This window comes from Pirellulales bacterium (assembly GCA_035533075.1).
Lineage (GTDB): Bacteria > Planctomycetota > Planctomycetia > Pirellulales > JAICIG01 > DASSFG01.
Map to the genome: position 1 here is coordinate 13,540 of DATLUO010000143.1, position 17,961 is coordinate 31,500.

The 17,961-nt window shown below is 63.3% G+C and carries 20 protein-coding genes and 1 pseudogene; 13 read left to right on the forward strand and 8 right to left on the reverse strand.

Features of this window, described 5'->3' with window-relative positions; genetic code table 11:
• Positions 1 to 264: 264 nt before the first annotated feature.
• Entirely contained in the window at positions 265 to 2,625 is a 2,361-nt protein-coding gene (locus VNH11_18455; GenBank protein ID HVA48355.1) for a DUF5682 family protein, read from the reverse strand.
• A gap of 59 nt (positions 2,626 to 2,684) precedes the next feature.
• Between VNH11_18455 and VNH11_18460 the strand changes: the two genes are divergently transcribed.
• Together VNH11_18460 and VNH11_18465 are read left to right on the forward strand one after the other, a co-directional pair.
• Complete coding sequence (locus VNH11_18460) at positions 2,685 to 2,975, forward strand: DUF1778 domain-containing protein (protein ID HVA48356.1); 291 nt, start codon at positions 2,685 to 2,687, stop codon at positions 2,973 to 2,975.
• Positions 2,972 to 3,475: a GNAT family N-acetyltransferase gene (locus VNH11_18465; protein ID HVA48357.1), complete on the forward strand. Its 504-nt coding sequence runs from the start codon at positions 2,972 to 2,974 to the stop codon at positions 3,473 to 3,475. The genes VNH11_18460 and VNH11_18465 overlap by 4 nt, the downstream gene beginning before the upstream one ends.
• Before the next feature lie 54 nt (positions 3,476 to 3,529).
• Here the strand turns inward: VNH11_18465 and VNH11_18470 are convergent, their stop codons facing one another.
• Both VNH11_18470 and VNH11_18475 read right to left on the reverse strand, forming a co-directional pair.
• Positions 3,530 to 4,630, reverse strand: coding sequence for an AAA family ATPase (locus VNH11_18470; protein HVA48358.1), 1,101 nt, complete (start codon positions 4,628 to 4,630; stop codon positions 3,530 to 3,532).
• Positions 4,627 to 5,469, reverse strand: coding sequence for a hypothetical protein (locus VNH11_18475; GenBank protein ID HVA48359.1), 843 nt, complete (start codon positions 5,467 to 5,469; stop codon positions 4,627 to 4,629). The genes VNH11_18470 and VNH11_18475 overlap by 4 nt, the downstream gene beginning before the upstream one ends.
• Positions 5,470 to 5,761: 292 nt before the next feature.
• Between VNH11_18475 and VNH11_18480 the strand changes: the two genes are divergently transcribed.
• The 4 genes from VNH11_18480 to VNH11_18495 all read left to right on the forward strand — a co-directional run bounded on the left by VNH11_18480 (position 5,762) and on the right by VNH11_18495 (position 8,101).
• The gene (locus VNH11_18480; protein HVA48360.1) at positions 5,762 to 6,364 is read left to right on the forward strand and encodes a hypothetical protein; all 603 of its coding nucleotides are present in this window, start codon (positions 5,762 to 5,764) and stop codon (positions 6,362 to 6,364) included.
• Positions 6,365 to 6,458: 94 nt separating this feature from the next.
• Positions 6,459 to 7,271, forward strand: coding sequence for a phytanoyl-CoA dioxygenase family protein (locus VNH11_18485; GenBank protein ID HVA48361.1), 813 nt, complete (start codon positions 6,459 to 6,461; stop codon positions 7,269 to 7,271).
• A gap of 39 nt (positions 7,272 to 7,310) precedes the next feature.
• Entirely contained in the window at positions 7,311 to 7,544 is a 234-nt protein-coding gene (locus VNH11_18490) for a hypothetical protein (GenBank protein ID HVA48362.1), read from the forward strand.
• A 20-nt stretch (positions 7,545 to 7,564) separates the two neighbouring features.
• On the forward strand, positions 7,565 to 8,101 hold the full coding sequence (locus VNH11_18495) for a hypothetical protein (protein ID HVA48363.1): 537 nt from the start codon (positions 7,565 to 7,567) through the stop codon (positions 8,099 to 8,101).
• Positions 8,102 to 8,123: 22 nt separating this feature from the next.
• Here the strand turns inward: VNH11_18495 and VNH11_18500 are convergent, their stop codons facing one another.
• On the reverse strand, positions 8,124 to 9,902 hold the full coding sequence (locus VNH11_18500) for a hypothetical protein (protein ID HVA48364.1): 1,779 nt from the start codon (positions 9,900 to 9,902) through the stop codon (positions 8,124 to 8,126).
• Between the two features lie 106 nt (positions 9,903 to 10,008).
• On the opposite strand from VNH11_18500, the gene VNH11_18505 reads away from it, so the two are divergent.
• From VNH11_18505 to VNH11_18530, 6 genes and pseudogenes are all read left to right on the forward strand, one after another.
• Positions 10,009 to 12,858 (forward strand): Hsp70 family protein, encoded by a 2,850-nt coding sequence (locus VNH11_18505; protein ID HVA48365.1) that lies wholly within the window; start codon positions 10,009 to 10,011, stop codon positions 12,856 to 12,858.
• Between the two features lie 286 nt (positions 12,859 to 13,144).
• The gene (locus VNH11_18510) at positions 13,145 to 13,456 is read left to right on the forward strand and encodes a hypothetical protein (GenBank protein ID HVA48366.1); all 312 of its coding nucleotides are present in this window, start codon (positions 13,145 to 13,147) and stop codon (positions 13,454 to 13,456) included.
• A gap of 176 nt (positions 13,457 to 13,632) precedes the next feature.
• Positions 13,633 to 13,875, forward strand: a complete 243-nt coding sequence (locus VNH11_18515; GenBank protein HVA48367.1) for a hypothetical protein — start codon at positions 13,633 to 13,635, stop codon at positions 13,873 to 13,875.
• Entirely contained in the window at positions 13,872 to 14,222 is a 351-nt protein-coding gene (locus tag VNH11_18520; protein ID HVA48368.1) for a type II toxin-antitoxin system PemK/MazF family toxin, read from the forward strand. Before VNH11_18515 ends, VNH11_18520 begins: the two co-directional genes overlap by 4 nt.
• Before the next feature lie 153 nt (positions 14,223 to 14,375).
• Positions 14,376 to 14,428, forward strand: a pseudogene (locus tag VNH11_18525) (hypothetical protein).
• A 29-nt stretch (positions 14,429 to 14,457) separates the two neighbouring features.
• Positions 14,458 to 15,039: a DUF2513 domain-containing protein gene (locus VNH11_18530; protein ID HVA48369.1), complete on the forward strand. Its 582-nt coding sequence runs from the start codon at positions 14,458 to 14,460 to the stop codon at positions 15,037 to 15,039.
• Positions 15,040 to 15,155: 116 nt separating this feature from the next.
• Here the strand turns inward: VNH11_18530 and VNH11_18535 are convergent, their stop codons facing one another.
• The 3 genes from VNH11_18535 to VNH11_18545 form a co-directional block, all read right to left on the reverse strand.
• On the reverse strand, positions 15,156 to 15,716 hold the full coding sequence (locus tag VNH11_18535; protein HVA48370.1) for a hypothetical protein: 561 nt from the start codon (positions 15,714 to 15,716) through the stop codon (positions 15,156 to 15,158).
• Entirely contained in the window at positions 15,670 to 15,963 is a 294-nt protein-coding gene (locus tag VNH11_18540) for a hypothetical protein (GenBank protein HVA48371.1), read from the reverse strand. The genes VNH11_18535 and VNH11_18540 overlap by 47 nt, the downstream gene beginning before the upstream one ends.
• Before the next feature lie 692 nt (positions 15,964 to 16,655).
• On the reverse strand, positions 16,656 to 16,994 hold the full coding sequence (locus tag VNH11_18545) for a hypothetical protein (GenBank protein ID HVA48372.1): 339 nt from the start codon (positions 16,992 to 16,994) through the stop codon (positions 16,656 to 16,658).
• A 48-nt stretch (positions 16,995 to 17,042) separates the two neighbouring features.
• Between VNH11_18545 and VNH11_18550 the strand changes: the two genes are divergently transcribed.
• A complete protein-coding gene (locus VNH11_18550) occupies positions 17,043 to 17,624 on the forward strand; it encodes a hypothetical protein (protein ID HVA48373.1) in 582 nt (193 codons plus the stop codon).
• Positions 17,625 to 17,744: 120 nt separating this feature from the next.
• Here VNH11_18550 and VNH11_18555 read toward each other — a convergent pair.
• Positions 17,745 to 17,961 (reverse strand): hypothetical protein (locus VNH11_18555; GenBank protein HVA48374.1); only part of this gene is annotated, 217 nt, incomplete at its 5' end.

Consider the following 17,961-nt stretch of genomic DNA (forward strand, 5'->3'; position numbering starts at 1 on the left):
ACGCGGCTTTCGATAGCAACCGCATTTTAACCGTGGGTTGGCACCCACGGCTAAACTCCGGCGCCGCTCCGCGGCGAAATGCAATCGTAGCCATGCTCTGTTCCCCAATTGAGCGATGCCGCATCCTCAATCGTCAGCATGGCTTCGCTCATAGCTGCTCAGTCTATCGTCGATTCGGTCACGGTGCCATGCTACGCAAGCCGTGACTCGAATACCGACGGAACTCGGTACTACCGGCACGCTCACGCGTGCCGCTCGCCGCGGTCATCCCCACGCTTCCAACCCGTCCTCCACTAACGACTCGCGCACGCGGCGGTTCAGTTCGACGCCGCGCAGCATCTCGCTGGCCGGAACGTCGAGCAAGAGCGGCGGAGTCAGTCGCTCGACGCCCAACAGCCGCGCGACCTCGCGGGCCACGCGGTCGCACTCCTGCGGCGTTAGGTCCGAGAGCGCCAGACGCAACAGCGGCAATAACTTGACGAACTGCTCCTCGCTCCATGTTTTGAGCAGCTCATTGATCGCTTCGATCACGCCCGGCACCTGCCATAACACGTGCCGCGCGGCACGCAGCAGGCCGCGCAAAAAATCAGTCGCTCCCGCGCCGTCACCCTTCGAGCCCAACAGATGCCCGCGAAGACGGCGGATGAGATCGTCGTCGCTGAAGTGGCCGTCGCCGTGCAACAGTCCCACCGCCGCGCCGCGCAACGAAGCCAGGCCCTCCGTCGCGTCGGCAAGCTGCTCCAGACCCTGCCAACGCAGGAGCTGCCGATCAGGCGTGTCGCCCAACGTCCGCGCCGCCTGATAGAACGTGTTCATGGCGTCGAGCAGCTTCGGCTCCTGCTCTTCGCTCGCCGTGGCCAGGTCGGGCAATAGGTAACACGCCCGGTCGTAGGCCGCCGCGGCCAGCTCGTCGATGCCTGACAGGTGATGGGCTTCGAGTGGCTCGCGCGAGACGCCCAACAGCAGCAGGTTTTCCATCGCCTGCGCCAGCGAGTCGAAGGCGCCGTCCTCGGCGATCAGGCCGTGTAAGCGGTCGAGCAGGTCTTGCGTGTGGCGGTGCAGGCCCATGCGGCAGGCGTGCAGCACCAGCTCAGTGGCGAGGTCTGCCCGTCGTCCTTGCCCGGCCCGCTCGGCCTCGTGAAAATGCTCCAGCAGCCGGTTGGCGGCGGCCTCTTCGACCGTCGAGCCGTACAGTGATCGCTCGATCAGCGTCGATTCCGTCTGCGGCGACCAGTGATAGTTCCACACCTCCTGAATCCGTTCCAGCCGCTCGCCGCGCACGAAATCGGGGCCGCGCACCCAGCGGGCGAACGGCACATCGAGAAACGTTAGCCGGTGCAAGAAGCGGCTCGTTTCGCGATGGCTGCGCTTGCGATACAGGTCGAGCGTCGTCTCGGAGGCATCGACGCGGTCGAGCTTCAGCCGCAGCCGTGCCGCCGTCCGGCGAAAGTCGTGGACCAGCGGCGGCAGACCGGCTTCGGGCGGCACGTTGCCCACGCGGTCGCCCGCCAGCAGCTTGCGGGCCAGCGCCAGCACCGGTACGCCCTCGGTGTCGTCGGCGCCCTTGATGAACACCGAGCGGATGCCGTCGAGCAGATCCTCGCGCGACGGCCGAGGGTGCGAACGCAACTGCGCTAGGTTCCGGACCTGGGCCAAGGCCGCCACAGCGTCGGCCGTCGAAACCGGCAGGTTTTTGCGGCGGCACTGCCGGGCAAGCTCGACCAGCAGCCCGGCCACGTCGCGGCGTTCCCAGTGCCGCTGATAGAACTCCGGCGACGGCATGCCGCTGGAATAGCCGTTCAGCCGGTCGAGCTGTTCGAAGCCGTAACGCATGAGCACGACCTGGGCATCGGCGGCAGCAACCGGCACGTTGGGCGGCAGGCTGCCTTTCGTCCGCGGCAGGGCGACGGTGTGAAAGCCGCCGGTGACGACGAGCAAGCGCCCCGTGGTGCTGTCGATCGCGGCGGCCATCGCGGCCTCGCGGGCCAGGCACCCTTCGACCGCCAGCTCCGCGTCACCGTAGCCCAGCCGGGCAACGGCGCAATAGGCCATGACATTACGCATGAACTGCTCGGTCGAAACCTGCTCGTAGTCGACCTCATAAAGTGTGTCCCACAGATCGTCGGCATCGCGGGCGCCGGCCCGGCGGCAGGTTTCGAGCAGGAAATGGCTGTGGGTCAGCAGACGTTCGCCTTGCAGACTAACGGCGTGGGCCGGCGGCGGCTGTTGGCGGCACCGCACCATCTCGGCAAACGAGAGGTCGATAAACGCGGCCGGAATGCTCAGCTCGGCGGCCGTGCGCATCGCGGCCAGTTCCGGCGAAAAATCGCACAGCGGATAGTAGGCCGCGTGCCGTTCGGGCAGCTCGTTCGGCCGCCGCTCCACGTAGGTCATGTGGATCGCCACGGGCATCCGCGTCTCGGCGTGCAGCAGCAGCGGGATGAGGGGCGAAGCGTCGCGCGGGCCTTCGATGAGCACGGCATCGGGACGCATCTCGCGCACCAGCCGGCTCACGTGCCAGGCACAGGCCGGGCTGTGGTGCCGCACCGGAAAGTAGATCACACGCGCCGAGAGAACGACCGCGCCCATCAGCGCAGGTATTTCTACGATTCTTTCGCCTTGCATGGTGTATAGCGGCCGCAAGAGGTATACTATTTTTATATCGCTTCCTACCCGAGAAAACCATGACTCAGCACGGCACATCGACCATCCAACTCGACCTTCGCCTGTCGCCGCAAGCCGAGCAAAAGCTTGAGGCGGCGGCCAACGTTGCCCAGCGTTCGGTGGCTGAATTTGTCTTAGAAAGCGCACTGATCCGCGCCGATGAAACGCTAGCGGATCGCACTCGCTTTGGCCTAGATGCGGATCATTGGAAGGCGTTTGTTGAGGCGCTCGACGCGGAGCCTCGCGACCTGCCGCGCCTACAGCGATTGTTCCAAGAGGGAAGCGTCTTTGAGGCGAGTGGGACTCCGTGAGCGCTCCCCTCGCTATCGAAAAGCTCCGCGCCGATCACAACGTCGCCGACTTCGACTGCGGGCATGAAGAGTTGAATCGATTCCTCGTTCGATTCGCTTTGACTAATCAGCAAGCGGGCGCCGCGCAGACGTATGTGGCCGTTTCGGACCAGACCATCGTGGGCTACTATTCACTGGCGGTTGGCGAGGTTGCCTACGACGACGCGCCGAACCGCCCTGGCAAAGGCTTGGCTCATCACCCAATCCCGATCATGCTGCTCGCGCGACTCGCCGTGAGCACGGCCTGGCAGGGCCGCGGCCTCGGTTCTGGGATGCTCAAAGATGCCATGCGCCGGACACCCCAAGCGGCGGATATTGCAGGTATTCGCGCCATCGCCGTGCATGCCAAAGACGAGACGGCGCGAAGCTTTTACGCGCACTTTGGCTTCGTGCCGTCGCCCACCGATCCGTTGCACTTATTCCTGCTAATCAAAGATATTCGCCGGATTGCTAGCAATTGACCTTTCGCCGCCGCTACGGAAGTGATGCGCTGCCGGTTCGTTATCGGTTGGCTGTCACCGCAGATACTTCCGCGATTTCAAGAAGCTCTCCCATACGCCGCCTTTGGTTTTGCTCCGCTCGCGGACGACGACGTCGAAGTAGTGCTTGAGCTTCTTCAAGTCGTCGGCGTCGTCTTTGATGGCCGAGCCCGCCAGGTGCCGTCCGATGAATTCGGGCGTCAGTCGCCGCTCGCCGTAATAAAAAGCGTCGAGGCCGGCTTGCAGTCCGACCGAGACGGCCTCGGCGGTCGACATCACCGTCGACGGCCGCTCGATCTGCACCCCCTCGGCCGTGACGCCCGCCCGCAGGTCTTGAAACGTCGTGACCAGCAGCTCGATCACCTCGCGGTCGATCGTCACCTCGACCGACGACTCTTGCAGCAGCCGCTGGCATTCGGTCAAGACCAGCTTCACCTCTTGATCCAGTTCGCCGATGGGATGGACGGTTTCGAAGTTGAACCGCCGCTTCAGCGCGCTCGACATCTCGTGAACGCCGCGATCGCGGATATTGGCCGTGGCAATCACGTTGAATCCCGGCCGGGCCAGCAGCACGCGGTCCGCGCCGTGAAGCTCGGGAATGGTCATCAGCTTGTCGGAGAGCACGCTCACCAGCGTGTCTTGAATTTCCGGCGGGCAGCGGGTGATCTCCTCAAACCGCACGAGCACGCCCTGGCTCATGCCGACGTGGAGCGCACCGGGCACGAGCGCCCTGGGCGAAGGTCCTTCGGCCAACAGCAGCGCGTAATTCCACGAGTACTTGATCTGATCTTCGGTAGTGCCGGCGGTGCCTTGGATGGTATTCGTGGAGCAGCCGGAGACGGCGGCGGCCAACAATTCGGAGAGCATCGACTTGGCCGTGCCCGGTTCGCCGACCAGCAACAGTCCGCGGTTGCCGGCCAGCCCGACGATGGCCCGTTCGACCAGCACGTCGTCGCCAAAAAACTTTCGCTCGATGGCCGGCTTCTTTCCGCCGCAGATAAAGCTGCGGACGGCGCGTGGCGACAGCTTCCAGCCAGGCGGCCGCGGATCGCGGTCGGCCTTGGCCAGCGCAGCCAGCTCATCGGCGTAGAGCACCTCGGCGGGCGGCCGCAACACTTTTACATCGTTCGCCATCATGAAAGCAATACGGCAAAGTAGACCACGATCGCCGCGACCATGGCCAAGCCGCCGGCGATGGCCAGCAGCACGCGCCCGTTCAGCGGCTCGGTTTGCAACGGGCGGACGATCTCCGGCGGCTCGATGCCCGTGCCGAAATCGTGTCCGCACCATTCGCAGCGCCGCAGGTACGCCGGCTCGAACGGCTCGTCGCAAGTCGGACAGATCAGCAGTGCCGGTTCTTCGTTGGCATCGTCCATTTCCATCATGTCGGCCGCACGAAATCGCGTGCCGGTGGTTCTGCAGAACGGACAAACCGCCACTCGGGTCCGGCCGCACGCGGGGCAGCGCGCCTGGCCTTCGGCCACATCGTCCGTGTTCACATCCGCTTCGGCGCCAGGGATTTCGACCGCCGCCGCTTCCGACCGAGGCGGCGCGTAAGGGTTGCCGGCCTGCCGTTGCGCTTCGTCACGGTTCCGGAGACTCTGGATGAACTCCTTCTCTTCATTGGGGCCGGCCGTGGCCTGACGATTGCTTGGGCGGGCCGTCCCGCAGTGCGGACACTTGTCGAAGCGTTTTTCGGCTTCTTCGCCGCACTGCGGGCACTTCCACGTGGGGCCTTGCGTGAAGCTGGGCCAGTCGTCGAAGTGCGTGTCGAGCACCTCACGCGCTCGCAGGGCATCGGAGGCCCGCACGACGAGTTTGACGTAACCGACGGCGTTGCCCAGCAGCCAGTCCATGCTGACGATGTTTTCGTCTTTGAGGAAGCACGTGATCCCCTGCGTTTCCAGCGCAAGTCGCGCGGCCATCGCCTCGGCGGGCTTTACAAAGGTGGCAACGGGCAGCAGTTCGTCGGGCATGGCGGTCATCGTCATCGGTCGCCAGTAATGGCGAACAAGCGGCTCTTGGTAGCAATGTACAGAACGCCTCCTGCCGCGACGGGCGTGCCGTAAAGAGCGGACCACGTCAGTATAGCGTGCTTTAGGCCCGACACGCCATGAAGCCTATCGCCTTTCTCGGCGGATCCGAAATAATGAAAGCAGCCAGGCAGATTTGGGGCCGGTAACATAGGGTGCTTCCGCGATGACCGGCGAAACTTCAGGAACGTCTCTACCGCGTGAGACCGATGGCGGCGACAGCTCAGACAGGCGAATGACCGAGATGAGGCGGGCGCAACGGCCTGTCGTCGATCAGCCGCCCGTGCGCTGGCGAGAACTGCTGGCTGTCGTGGTCGCGGTTGTGCTCTGTGATCTGGCGATCTACCGAGGGCAAGGGTTTGCCGGATACGCGCTGCTGTTTGTCGTTTTGCCGGTCGTGTTCGCGTGGGGCGCCTTTCATCCACGAAGGGGTGCGGCTGTTTGGACGATCGGCGCGATGCCGGCGCTGTTGGCGGCCAAAACGATCTGGTGCGGGTCGGTACTGCTGGTGGCGGCGGGGTTCTCGCTCTTGGCGGCCTTTGCCATGGCGCTTTCGGGACAAACGCCGTTCGTGGCCGAGACGGCCGTCTTCGCCTCGCAGACCATCGCGTCGGGTTACAAACGCTTGGTGTACTACGGCCGGTCGACGGCGGCTTCGTCGCAAATACGCTTGCCACTGCTCGATTTCGGACTGCCCATCGCCGCGCTCTCGGTCTTCGGCACCGTTTTCATTCTGGCCAACCCCGACCTGGTGTCGTCGTTTTCCGAAGCGCTGGAGCAGTTCGCCAAACGCGCCCGCGAGTGGCTGTCGCGGTTGTCGGTGTATCAGTGGTATTAGGGTTCGAGGGTTTGATGCACCCGTGGCACGCTCATCCACGCCCCATTTATATTTATAATGCCATCCCACCGACACTCCACACGCGAGAACCTCCATGCCCCAAAAACCTCTTTCCGCCACCGAACTGGCCGCCTATGAACGCGACGGCTATCTTTTGCTGCGCTCGCTGTTCGACGCCGAAGAAATGGCCATCCTGCTCGATTACGCCCGAAATGACGAAAGGATGATGGCCAGTGCCTATGGCCGCAAAGATGCCACCGGCCACGAGACGCGGCTGGCGCTCTGGAACGAGCCGGGCGAAAACCTCTACGGGCTGTTCTCGCGGTCGCCGCGGATCGTCGATCGCGCCGAGCAGCTTCTGGGCGGCGAGGTGTACCACTATCACACCAAGATGATGCTCAAAGAGCCGTTCGTCGGCGGCGCCTGGGAATGGCACCAGGACTACGGCTATTGGTACAATAACGGCTGTCTCTATCCGCTCATGCTGAGCTGCCTGATCGCGGTCGACCGGGCCAACCGCGAGAACGGCTGCCTGCAGGTGCTCAAAGGTTCGCACCTCCTGGGCCGCATCGACCACGGCAAGACCGGCGACCAGACGGGCGCCGATGCGGAACGCGTCGAAGCGGCCATTGAGCGGCTGGAGCTGGTCTACGTCGAGGCCCAGCCGGGCGACGCCCTCTTTTTTCACTGCAATCTGCTGCACCGCTCCGACCAGAACCTTTCGCCGCAGCCCCGCTGGTCGCTGATCTGCTGCTACAATGCCGCGCGGAACGACCCCTACAAAGAGTCGCGGCACCCACGGTATACGCCGTTGGTCAAGGCGGCGGATTCGTCGATCAAAGAATGGCGGAGTCAGGGAGAGCGAATCCAAAATCCAAAATTGAAAATCCAAAATGGCCCAGTATGATAGAAGCATTCAACGAGTCGCCACTTTCCAGGTCACGCGGTGCATACCAAATTCATCGAAATGTCGGGCAAGACGCTGGTCCGCGTCGTCAATGAGCAGGAGATGCAAGTCGACGCCTTGCACCAGTTGGGCATCAGCGACGAGAGCCTCTTGCGGGTCAACGCGCAAGGCGATATCGAGCTGCGCCGCGTCGATCGCTGGGACGTGATCGGCGGCATGCTGGGCGACTTCGCCGACCGCGTGCGCCGCGAAACGGGCCTCGACTGGGCCTGATGCGCTTCGGGCCGCTCGCCATGTCTGCCGATCTGATGCTGGCCGTCGCTTTTCTCGGCTGCCTCGCTGCCGCCGCGGTGTTGGCTTATGGCATCGCCAGGCTCGACATCAGGCTTGTGGCGGCCGGCGGTGCAGCGGCAGGGATGATCTGGCTCGGCTGGGGGTGGTCGAGTGAAGCCGAGTGGACCACCTACCGGCTGGCCGATCTCAGGTTGCATGTCGTCGATTCCGCCACGGGCAAGGCTCTGCAAGGCGTCACCGTAAACACCGTTGCCTCCTCTGAGCGGACGGAACGTGCCGTCTACCGCCTGCCCGCCACGCTGGCCGCAAGGGGCATATTCTCCGTCTCGATCATCGCCGAGCTGCACCTGACCGGGTCGCTGCTCGGTCAGCTTCGGCAACCCGCCACGCACACCAAGGTTGCCGATCAGGAACTGGAGTTCAAAGCCCCCGGCTACCGGCCCCTGCACCGAAACCTGACGCAGTTGCTGCCCGATGGCTGGCCGGCCGCCCCTTTGCCCGCGACGCCCGTTCAAGTGCGGCTCGATCCGGATTGACGCAGGCCGGCATCTGGCTCGCCTACGGCTTCTTTTGCTGCCGCCACCACGCGCGGACTTTCTGGCGCATTTCGGGCGGATTGAAGCGATAGCCAATGCCGCCGAACTCCGCCAGGCGCGGGTCGTCGGCCAGTTCCAGTCCGAACTTTTCCACCGCGATGCCGTGCAAATCGACCAGAATCGCCGCCGCGGTGGCGCCCACGTCGCTGGGCGTCGGACTGTTGAGCACCAAAGGATCGGTGCGGTCCAGAAGGTCCGCTAAAATGCGTTCCCCGTCCGGACCCGGACCGCTGGCCAAAATGGCCAATGTCGCAATCCATGGCCAGTTCTCGGGAGCACGGGGCGTCGGCTTCGCCAGCTTGCCGGCCTTGATCGCTTTGAGGATGCCCGGCACCGCTTCGTAAGTGCCGATTTCGACCAGCATGTTGCAAAGGTTGACGTGCGGGCAACCAAGCCCCGCACGTTCGAGCCGCTGCCGGTCGGTCTGGGGCGGATCGCCGACCGTCTGCAAATACTGGCCTGCGAAACGAGAGACGGCATGAGCGTCGAGTGAGGGCAGCATCACCAGCTCGGTGTATTTGAGCGGGCGTTTTTCCGCGGCCATGCGGTTCAGAGTTCGCTCGGTCAACTCCGGCAGCCGCGCGTCGCGGTCGGCCTTGATCTGATAGTGATAGGCCAACCGCGTTCGCGGCGTCGGCAGATTCACGACCACTAATTGCGTGTCGGACCGCAAGATGAACGGGTGAGGAAAAAGCACGTCCACGGGATACTCGCCCGGCTTCAACACGCCGTCGCTGACGCAATGTGCCCGGCGGTCGTCGAGGCGGTCAAAGAGCGTGGGCTTGGCCGCACCGGGCGCGTGATACTCTTCGCCCAGCGGCGACTCGACGATGCTGGCCAGCTTGCGTTCGGTCCACGCCTCGACCGCCAGCCACGGCCGCACCCATCCGGCCAGCTCGGCCAACCGCTGGCGTGCGTCGTCGTCTACGTGCCCGGCGGCGAGCCGTGCATCGAGGGCGGCCTTCACGCGGCCAGTCTGGTCGACGCGGGCCAGCAAGTTGAGCAGCTCGGAATGGGCCGCTTCGCGCTGCGCCAGCCGCCGCTTGCGCTCCAGCCGGGCACGCGTCTCCTGGATCGAGCCTTCCGAAACCGGCGGCGGCAACGGTCGCGTCAGCAGTTCGATCCAGCGATCGATCTGCTCCTGTTCGACGGCGGGCCAGCGCCAGGTGCGCGGATCGCTCGATAGCCACACGAGCTGGGCGCGGTCCCAGACCGGTTGCACGCGCTCGCGCGTCTGTCGCGAGAAGGTCGGATCGCGCAGCCGCGGCCGTAAGCGCTCGACGACGCGGCAGGCGTTGCCCGGTCGTTCGACAATCGTCTCCAAGCGGGCCAGCGCGCCCGTGCGAGCGGCATAAGTGTCGCCGTCGAGCTGCTGAATGAGGCGATCGAGTTCTTCGTCGGAAATGTCTCGCGGCGGCGCGATGGTCACGGTGGGCAGCGCGGTTGCCAGCCGCCGGAGGCGACAACGCGTCTCGTAGGACGTGCTGCCGTCGTCAAGGGCCGCACGCACCGCCCGAGCGACGGCATCGCGATGCTTCGCGTCGGCGGCCAGCCGCTTCAAACCGGTCATCGACTTCTGACGGGTCTCGTAAGCGTCGTCGTCGAGGCTGCGAATGAGCTGGGCCAGATCGGCTGTCGATGCCGGGCGGTCGTCGGCCGCCAAGATCGCGCAGGCCAACGCGCAGAGCGCGGCCGCAGTGCCCGCCCGACGAAGAAGGGTCCAAATTTCGGAGAGCCGCATGTTTGCGCTTCCGTGAGGTTGTGCTCAAAGCTGTAGGGTGGGACCAGCGAGCTTGCGAGCGCCGGCCCACCCTACATGTTGCACGAGACTCACAGTATCATACAGTATGTCGAGCGTCGATCACAATGAAACCCCCAGCCGCTACGTCGTGGGCATCGACCTGGGCACGACCAACTCGGCCGTGGCTTTCGTCGATACCTCGGCCGACGCCGGGCAGGTGCGCACCTTCGCCGTGCCGCAGTTGGTGGCGCCCGGCGAGGTCGAGGCCCGAGAAACGCTGCCGTCGTTTCACTACGAGGCGGCGCCCGGCGAATTCGGCGGCGGGTCCTTCAGGCTTCCCTGGGACGCACACGAGCGCAACTACGCCGTGGGCCTCTTCGCACGCGAGCATGGCACCGACGTGCCCGGCCGCTTGATCGCGTCGGCAAAGTCGTGGCTCTGCCATCCGGGCGTCGACCGCACGGCGCAACTTCTCCCCTGGCACGCCTCGGCCGACGTCGAGCGGCTATCGCCCGTCGAAGCCAGCGCGCGTTATCTGGCGCATATTCGCGAGGCCTGGAACCATCGCTTCACCAAAGAGCCGCTTGAGCGGCAGGAGATCGTGTTGACGCTGCCGGCCTCGTTCGACGAAGTGGCCCGCGAGCTGACGGTGCCTGCCGCCAAGCTGGCCGGGCTGCCGCGAGTCGTGTTGATCGAAGAGCCGCAGGCGGCCTTTTATGCCTGGATTTATCACCAGGGTGATCGCTGGGAAACGTTGGTTTCGCCCGGCCAGAAAATTCTGGTGTGCGACATCGGCGGCGGCACTTCCGACTTCACGCTCATCCGCGTGCGCCGCACCGACGACGGCAAAGTGCGGTTCCATCGCGTGGCGGTCGGCGAGCATCTGCTCTTGGGCGGCGACAATCTCGACCTGGCACTGGCCCATCACATCGAGCGGCGGCTGACCGGCGACGGCAAGCTCGAGCCGCGGCAGTGGAGCGTGCTGGTGAGAACGTGTCGGCGGGCCAAGGAAACAATGCTTTCGCCCGGCGCCGGCGAGTCGTTGCGGATCAACCTGCCGTCAAGTGGCGCGCGGCTGATCGGCGGCGGATTGCAGGTGGAGTTGGCGCGCGACGAGATCGAGCGGCTGTTGCTCGACGGCTTTTTGCCCAGGGTCGGGCTGGACGATAAGCCGGCCGCCCGACGTAGCGGCTTCCAGGAGTTCGGCCTGCCTTATGCCGCCGATGCCGCCATCACCAAATACCTGGCGGCGTTTTTGTCGGCGCACCGCCACGTGGCGCTCGACGGCGAGTCGCACGGCGAAGACAATCACGATCCGGCGCGGCCCGACCTGGTACTGTTCAACGGCGGCTTTTTTGCGTCGCCCATGCTCCGCGGCCGGCTGCTCGATGTGCTGTCGTCGTGGTTCGCCAAGGCGACGGCCGGCACGCCCTGGCAGCCGCATGTGCTCGACAACGAACGGCTCGATCTGGCCGTGGCCCAGGGAGCGGCCTACTACGGCATGGTGCGGCGGGGCGTGGGCGTGCGGATCGCCGCCGGGCTGGCCCGCACCTATTACATCGGCATCACCGGCGCCGAGGGCGAAGCGGCGGTCTGCCTCTTGCCCGCCGGCAGTGAAGAAGGCAAGACCGTCGATCTGGCCGGCCGGCGGTTCGAGCTGACCATCCGCGAACCGGTTGAGTTTCCGATCTATTCGTCGAGCACGCGGCTGACCGACCAGCCCGGCGAAATGTTGCCGTTCGATCCGGAACAGATGACGGCCTTGCCGCCCATCCGCACCGTGCTGGAAGCGACCAAGAAGGGTGCCGGTGCGGTCGTGCCCGTCGAACTGCACGCTCGGCTGACGGAGGTGGGCACGCTCGATTTGTGGTGCGGCGAGATCGCCGGCCCGCGCCGCTGGCGATTGCAGTTCGACGTGCGGGCAGCCACCGAGACCGATCGCGAAGGCCATCGAGGCCGTGGCGAGGCCCAAGGCGTGTTCGACGAGGCGCTGCTCGAAAGCTGCCGCCAAGCGATTGCCGCGGCGTTTAGCGGAGCGTCGGCGTCGGCGGCGGCAAGCGGACTGGTGAAGCGGCTGGAGGAGCTTTCCGGCCTGAAGCGGCGCGAGTGGCCCATGACGCTGCTGCGCGGCTTCTGGGAAGCGTCGATCGAAGTGGAACCGGGCCGCCGCCGCAGTGCCGAGCACGAAGCTCGTTGGCTTTATCTCACGGGTTTCTCGTTGCGGCCTGGCTATGGACTGGCGGTCGACGACTGGCGTGTGGCGCAGACGTGGCGGCTGTTGCAGGGCAAGCGTGCCCATCATACGCCCGCCTGCCGGGTGGAATGGCTGATTCTTTGGCGCCGGATCGCGGGCGGCCTGAACGCCGGCCAGCAAGCGTCATTGGCCGACCCGTTGCTGGCCGCGCTGCGTGCCGCGAAGAAAGGGGGCAAATCGCGGCGACCCGACGTGGGGGCCGGCTCGCACGAAGCGGCCGAAGCTTGGCGGCTGTTGGGATCGCTGGAGCTGATTCCTGTCACCACGAAAGTGGAGCTGGCTGCCGCCATGCTCGATCTGGCTCGGCGCGAAAAGGTGGGTGCGGTGCGCGACGCCGCGTTGTGGGCCGTCGGGCGTTTGGGGGCCCGCGTGCCGATGTATGGGCCGCTGAATGCGGTCGTTCCGCCCCAGGAGGTCGAGCCGTGGCTGCGACAACTCCTGGAGGCGGAGGCCGAACCCGCAACGGTCGCTTTCTCGCTCGTGCAGTTGGGCCGCCGCACGGACGACCGCCACCGCGACGTCGGCGACGACGCGCGGCAGCGGCTGCTGGGCTGGCTCGACCGCAACGCCGCCCCGCCGCACTACCAGGAGCTGGTTTCGCACGGCGGCGAGCTGGCCGAAGACGAAGCGGGCCTGATGTTCGGCGAGAGCCTTCCCAAAGGCTTGCGGCTGGCGTCGCCCGGCCAGCCCGACGAACGATAGTCGGCCGTCGCGCGCCACGCCCACGCCAAATCGTGGAAATGAATGTATGTCACGACCGAGCGCATTGCGACACGCGTGTCACGTCCACGCGCTGTTGGTGCGCGATGGCTTCTGCTTGCGAATGAAAAGCGCCGCGCGCGGCGCTTTTGCCGACCGTAGCCCTTTCGCTCCGCGAGAGGAAAGCCGTTTACTCCGCGACCATGCGACACGCGTGTCGCCTCTGCGCGTGCCGCCGGAGACGAACGGGCCGCAGTCACTTTGGCCGCGCGCGGCCAAAGTGAGCACGATGACGGATGACACCCCTCCAACGGATGATTCGCAAACCCTTGCCGCCAAAGATTTTGCGCTTCCGCTGCGGCATGCGGCGACATCCGTTTCTAAATGGCGCCTTCAGGGCATTTCGAAGATGGCCATTTCGTGCCAAACGAAGCAGAGCGATGAACACCGACTTTTGCAAACGTTGGCAGCCTTCAAAGACGTAGCAGCCGCGCAGTGGAGGTTGGTCGTTCTTCGGGCGGCCACGCACCACGGACCAGAAGCAATTTTCACTTTTCAAAGAGCGATCCGCGCGCGTCGCTCAAAAACCGGTCAGAGGTAACCCCACCATTGGCCAACTGACAGATTCTGTCAGTTGATCGGGCGTTCCCCGTCCCGCCGGCCACGCCGGTAGCGTGCCGACGACGCTCAACCTTGGCGAAGCCGACGTCCTTTTTCCACGTCCTGCAATAGCCCGAGCCGCTGGGGCACGGTAAGATAATGGAAAACGAGGTAACCATGATCGAACTTACAGAACAGCAAATGCAAGCCCTGGAACACCCGGAAGTTGTCCCGCCGCACGTACTGAACCCCCGGACCAAGGAGACGTTCGTCTTGCTGCGCGTGGAGGAATTCCAACGCCTCAAAGATGCCGACTATGATGATAGCCCGTGGACAAGGGAGGAGCTCGAAGCTCTGGCGTGGGAGCGGCTCAAACACGAGGATTGGGACGAGTATGATAATTTGCCGGAGAAGTCATGACACGTGGTGACATCGTACTTGTCCGATTTCCGCATCCATCCGGCCAACGCGGCAAGAAGCGGCCTGCTGTGGTCGTGCAGTCGGACTCTTACGCCAACAGGGTCAGGACGGTTGTTGTCGCCGAAGTTACGAAAAACCTGACGATGAAAGGCGACCCCGCGTGTCTCTTCATCGACGTCAGTACGGCCGAGGGCCGAGCGACGGGTTTGCTTGTCGATTCGGTTGTTTCTAGCTTGGTCCTCGACACCGTTTACTCGGATGCCGTTGCTCTGGTGCTCGGGAGGCTTTCGCCAATGCTCGTGCAAAGATTTAATGACTGCTTAAAAGTGGGATTGGGGTTGCCTTGAGCCGACCAATTTGACCGACGGGTTCCGCACCCTGCCGGTGCGCCGCGCGGCTACGTGGTTGGTACGCCCTGGAACGAACCGGCGAAGCCGCTAGGCCGAACGCCGATGATCTGCCCACGGTTAAAAGCAAGAACCTGACGGGCCCGACAACGGCTGGAGCAACATCGCAGCTCGGCCGTAGGTGAGACTTGCCACGCCCGCCTTGACCCGTTCGGCATCGCCTTGGAGAATTACGATGCCATCGGGCAATGCTGGCGGACAAAAAGACCGTTTCGCTCGCGGCTTTCAGGCAAAAGATGCTGCCTACGCCTTGTGGCGTTCGGTCGGCGCAACCGACGGCGAGACGGTCGACGGGCATCGTGCAACAGCTCGAACGGAACGAGTATCGAATCCAATCGTTGCTGCAGGCGGCCGTGGCCAGCGCAGCCTTTCGCACGAAATAGAAGATTGCCCACAGCATGAATTGTATCTTAGCGGAGGCACTATGAAGCGAGACATGGATTTAGTGCGACAGATTCTTCTGACGATTGAGGCACGATCGGCCGATTCGTGCAGCGTCGGTGTTGAGATACCGAGCCGCAGTTTTCATGAAGTCGGAGACCATTTGCGCCTAATGGAAGACGCAGGTCTTGTAGATGGTGTTTCTATGAGTTCCAGCAGCGTCACTTGCATTCGCATGACTTGGCAAGGATATGACTTTCTTGAAGCGGCACGCAATGACACAGCTTGGAACAACGCGAAGGACATCACCATCAAGAGGACGGGTGGCCTGGCGATGACGGCAATCACAGAAGGTCTGAAAGTCGGCAGTCCGTGAAGGTTGGACCGAACCGACGCCATGCCTCCCGTCTTTAAGCGACGCGAATAGCTTGGTGGCGGACTTTGAGCTCCGTCGCCAAAAGTTGACGATCGCGGCTGCCGATGCACACTGCGCTAACGCGTAGTCCTCTTTGAAGGCTTCGGCTTCCACTTCGGTTTAGTTTTCGCCGGTTTGTGGTGCTGGCGCCATTCCTTAAAGGCCGCCAGGTCGAACGGCCGCAGTACGACGGTGCCTTCCTTGTTTTCAACACGTTCAAAAACCTGATCAGGCTCGAAGTCGTCACCCTCGGCATATTTGGAAGCGTCGATGTCCTCTACGCGAACAGTCTTCGTAATCTGGAATTCTTTGGCAGGATAATTTTGCCCGCTTTTTCGACGCCCTTCAATGTCGAGTGTTCCAGTCTGATATGCCGGAAATGTTTTGACGAAAGCCACCTCAACGACGATTGCCCGCGCATCGACATGTTCGACCACGGCGGTCACGGTTAGCTCGACCTGCCGCGCGGGGAGCGAGCCTTCGACCATGCCGGTTTGAATTATGCCGCACGGCAAGAACGAAACGCTTCCAGCATCTTTCTCCCAGCCATTGTTCTCCCATTGAAAGATTGTCGGGAGGAAATCGGCACCTTCATTGATTTCTCTTCCTCGTTTCTTGTCGGACTTGGTCTTTGCCATCAAATAATTCGTCGAGGATATCCACCACTCTTTCACCGCGAGTTTCTGCGATAAGCCTCCCGACCAACCGGTGATCTTCGTCCCAATACTTTGAATTCAAATCATTGCGCAATTCTTCGCATATCGCTTTGATATATTCATCGTCACTCGATTTGCTTTCGTCATCGAGCCAAACATTCAACGCGATACATATTTTTGTCTTTTCCTGCCGCTCCATCCCGATTTCCAAAACGACATTTATGTTCATGGGCTTTCTCCAGTGCTGAACAGAAACAAAACGTCAAAATCTGATCCCCAAAACGCCGAAAGCCGACAATCACAGGATTGTCGGCTCTAAATAGCAGTCACGTTGTTAGAGGAAATGAAACTACGGCAATCAGAATTGCATTCTTTTTAATTGTAGCGCCGTATCGTTGTGGTATTGGTCTCCGGGGTACTATACGACGGGCCAACTAGCGCGGCCTTCCAGCCATCACTTTATGGCCGCAGTGGCCGAAGTCAAGACTCCCCCAAGGAATTTTACCGACGAGGATTCTCAGGGCAGCCAACCGTGGGGATGGACGACGGAGAAGAAACGGTGTGATATTTTTCAAACCGTTCCTGCGCCCTTTTTTCGACCTGCCAGCCTTTTTGCCTCGCGGTGAGTTTGACGTCGGCGATCGTGCCCGCACTTGGGCCAACCTGCTCGCGGAAGGTACCATGCGACAAAGACGGGTAGGCCGGCCGCGGCGATGGCGTCGATGTCCGCAACGTCCCGTTCAACCGTGAGCTACGTTATCGGCCGCTTCATGATCAGAACGACTTTGCCATACGCAGTGCCAGTTAAGTCGTGAAGTGCGTGTTCGATGTCCTCGCTGCGACCGAGTTTGCTTGCCCAGCGACCGCTGAGCTGATACGCTTGGTCCCGCAGTCCTGGGAAGACGTCCTCCAGACTGGGCTCTACCATTCATAGCCCTTCTCTTTGCCCCACCGCAGCCAAGCCTCGGCCGCTCTGTCAACGTTGCCGCGGTCGGCGGGGGAAACGGGGTCGGCGCCCGTGATCTCGCGCAGCGCCCGGTGCCAATGGCCGGTGCGGTTCTCCGATTCGCGAAGTAGAAGCGGAATGACGGGAGCCCCCATGCCGACAATCTCGCGAAAGGCGGGATGGCCGACCAACTCGCTGCTGGAGGAGACATAGGCCGTCTCGGCGCGCCAAACCGACACCAGCCGACGGAATCTCTCCTCAATGGTTTCTCCCGGCTCGGCGGCCTCTTTCCGCTTGACTGGCACCGTAGGCATGGTCGCGGTCTCCTTCAATCGGGGCGAACGTCGAACAATTTCTCTCCCATGATTATACACTTCTCCTGTGCCCCGGGTCAGGAAATGGTGTCGTCAGGAAACGGTGTCGATATTCTCAAACGGTTCCTGCACCCCTCTTTTCGCCCTGCCAACGTTTTGCCTCGCGGTGGGTTTAACGTCGGCGATCTTGCCCGCACTTGGGCCAACCTGCTCTCGGGACAGTTTCCAGGCGACAAAACGGCCACCTCGTCGATGAAGACGGCCGGGGCGAGCAGTTCCTGGATTTGCCGCTGGTATTCATCGCGCAGCCGGTCGGCTTTCGGCGCGAGCGGGCGCGACAACATCCAGGCCGGCAACGGCGACAACATCCTCATCGACGGCGGCGTGCAAGCGACCGGGGGCGACACGCGGGGCCAGGTGCTCGCGCTTTGGGAGAGCGACATCGCCGGCCACGATTCGGCGGCGTCAATCACCGGCGACCTGAGCAACAACCTGCCGATCGACTACAACACGACCAGCGCCAACACGCTGCGCGCCGGCAAGGGTTTTGACGCCTTCTTCGCCACCTACGCCAAAGACAACATCCGCGCGCGGCCCGGCGACCTGGCGAACGGCAGCGTCGTGGCCTAGGGCCAGCATGGACGACGGCCTCCGCACCGCCTACGACATGCCGCTGATGGTCCTGCTGAGCACTTGCGTGATCCAGGAACGGATCGTTTCACCGGTCGGAGCACGAGTCCGACCGAAAGCTCAATCGGCGTCCCGGTCGAGCGTGATCTGCGCCGGCAAGCATCCGGCGGCCGTGATATCGCGCACCGCGCTGCCGATCGCCTCCGCGAGAGAGCCGGCTTCGCGGTCGAATTCGAGCGAAACGACGCCTTCACAACAACCAAGCGAGGCGTCGTCGCAACCGGCCTCGTAGAGTCGGTTGGCCAGCTCTTCGCTGACATCGTCCAGCCCCTCAAGG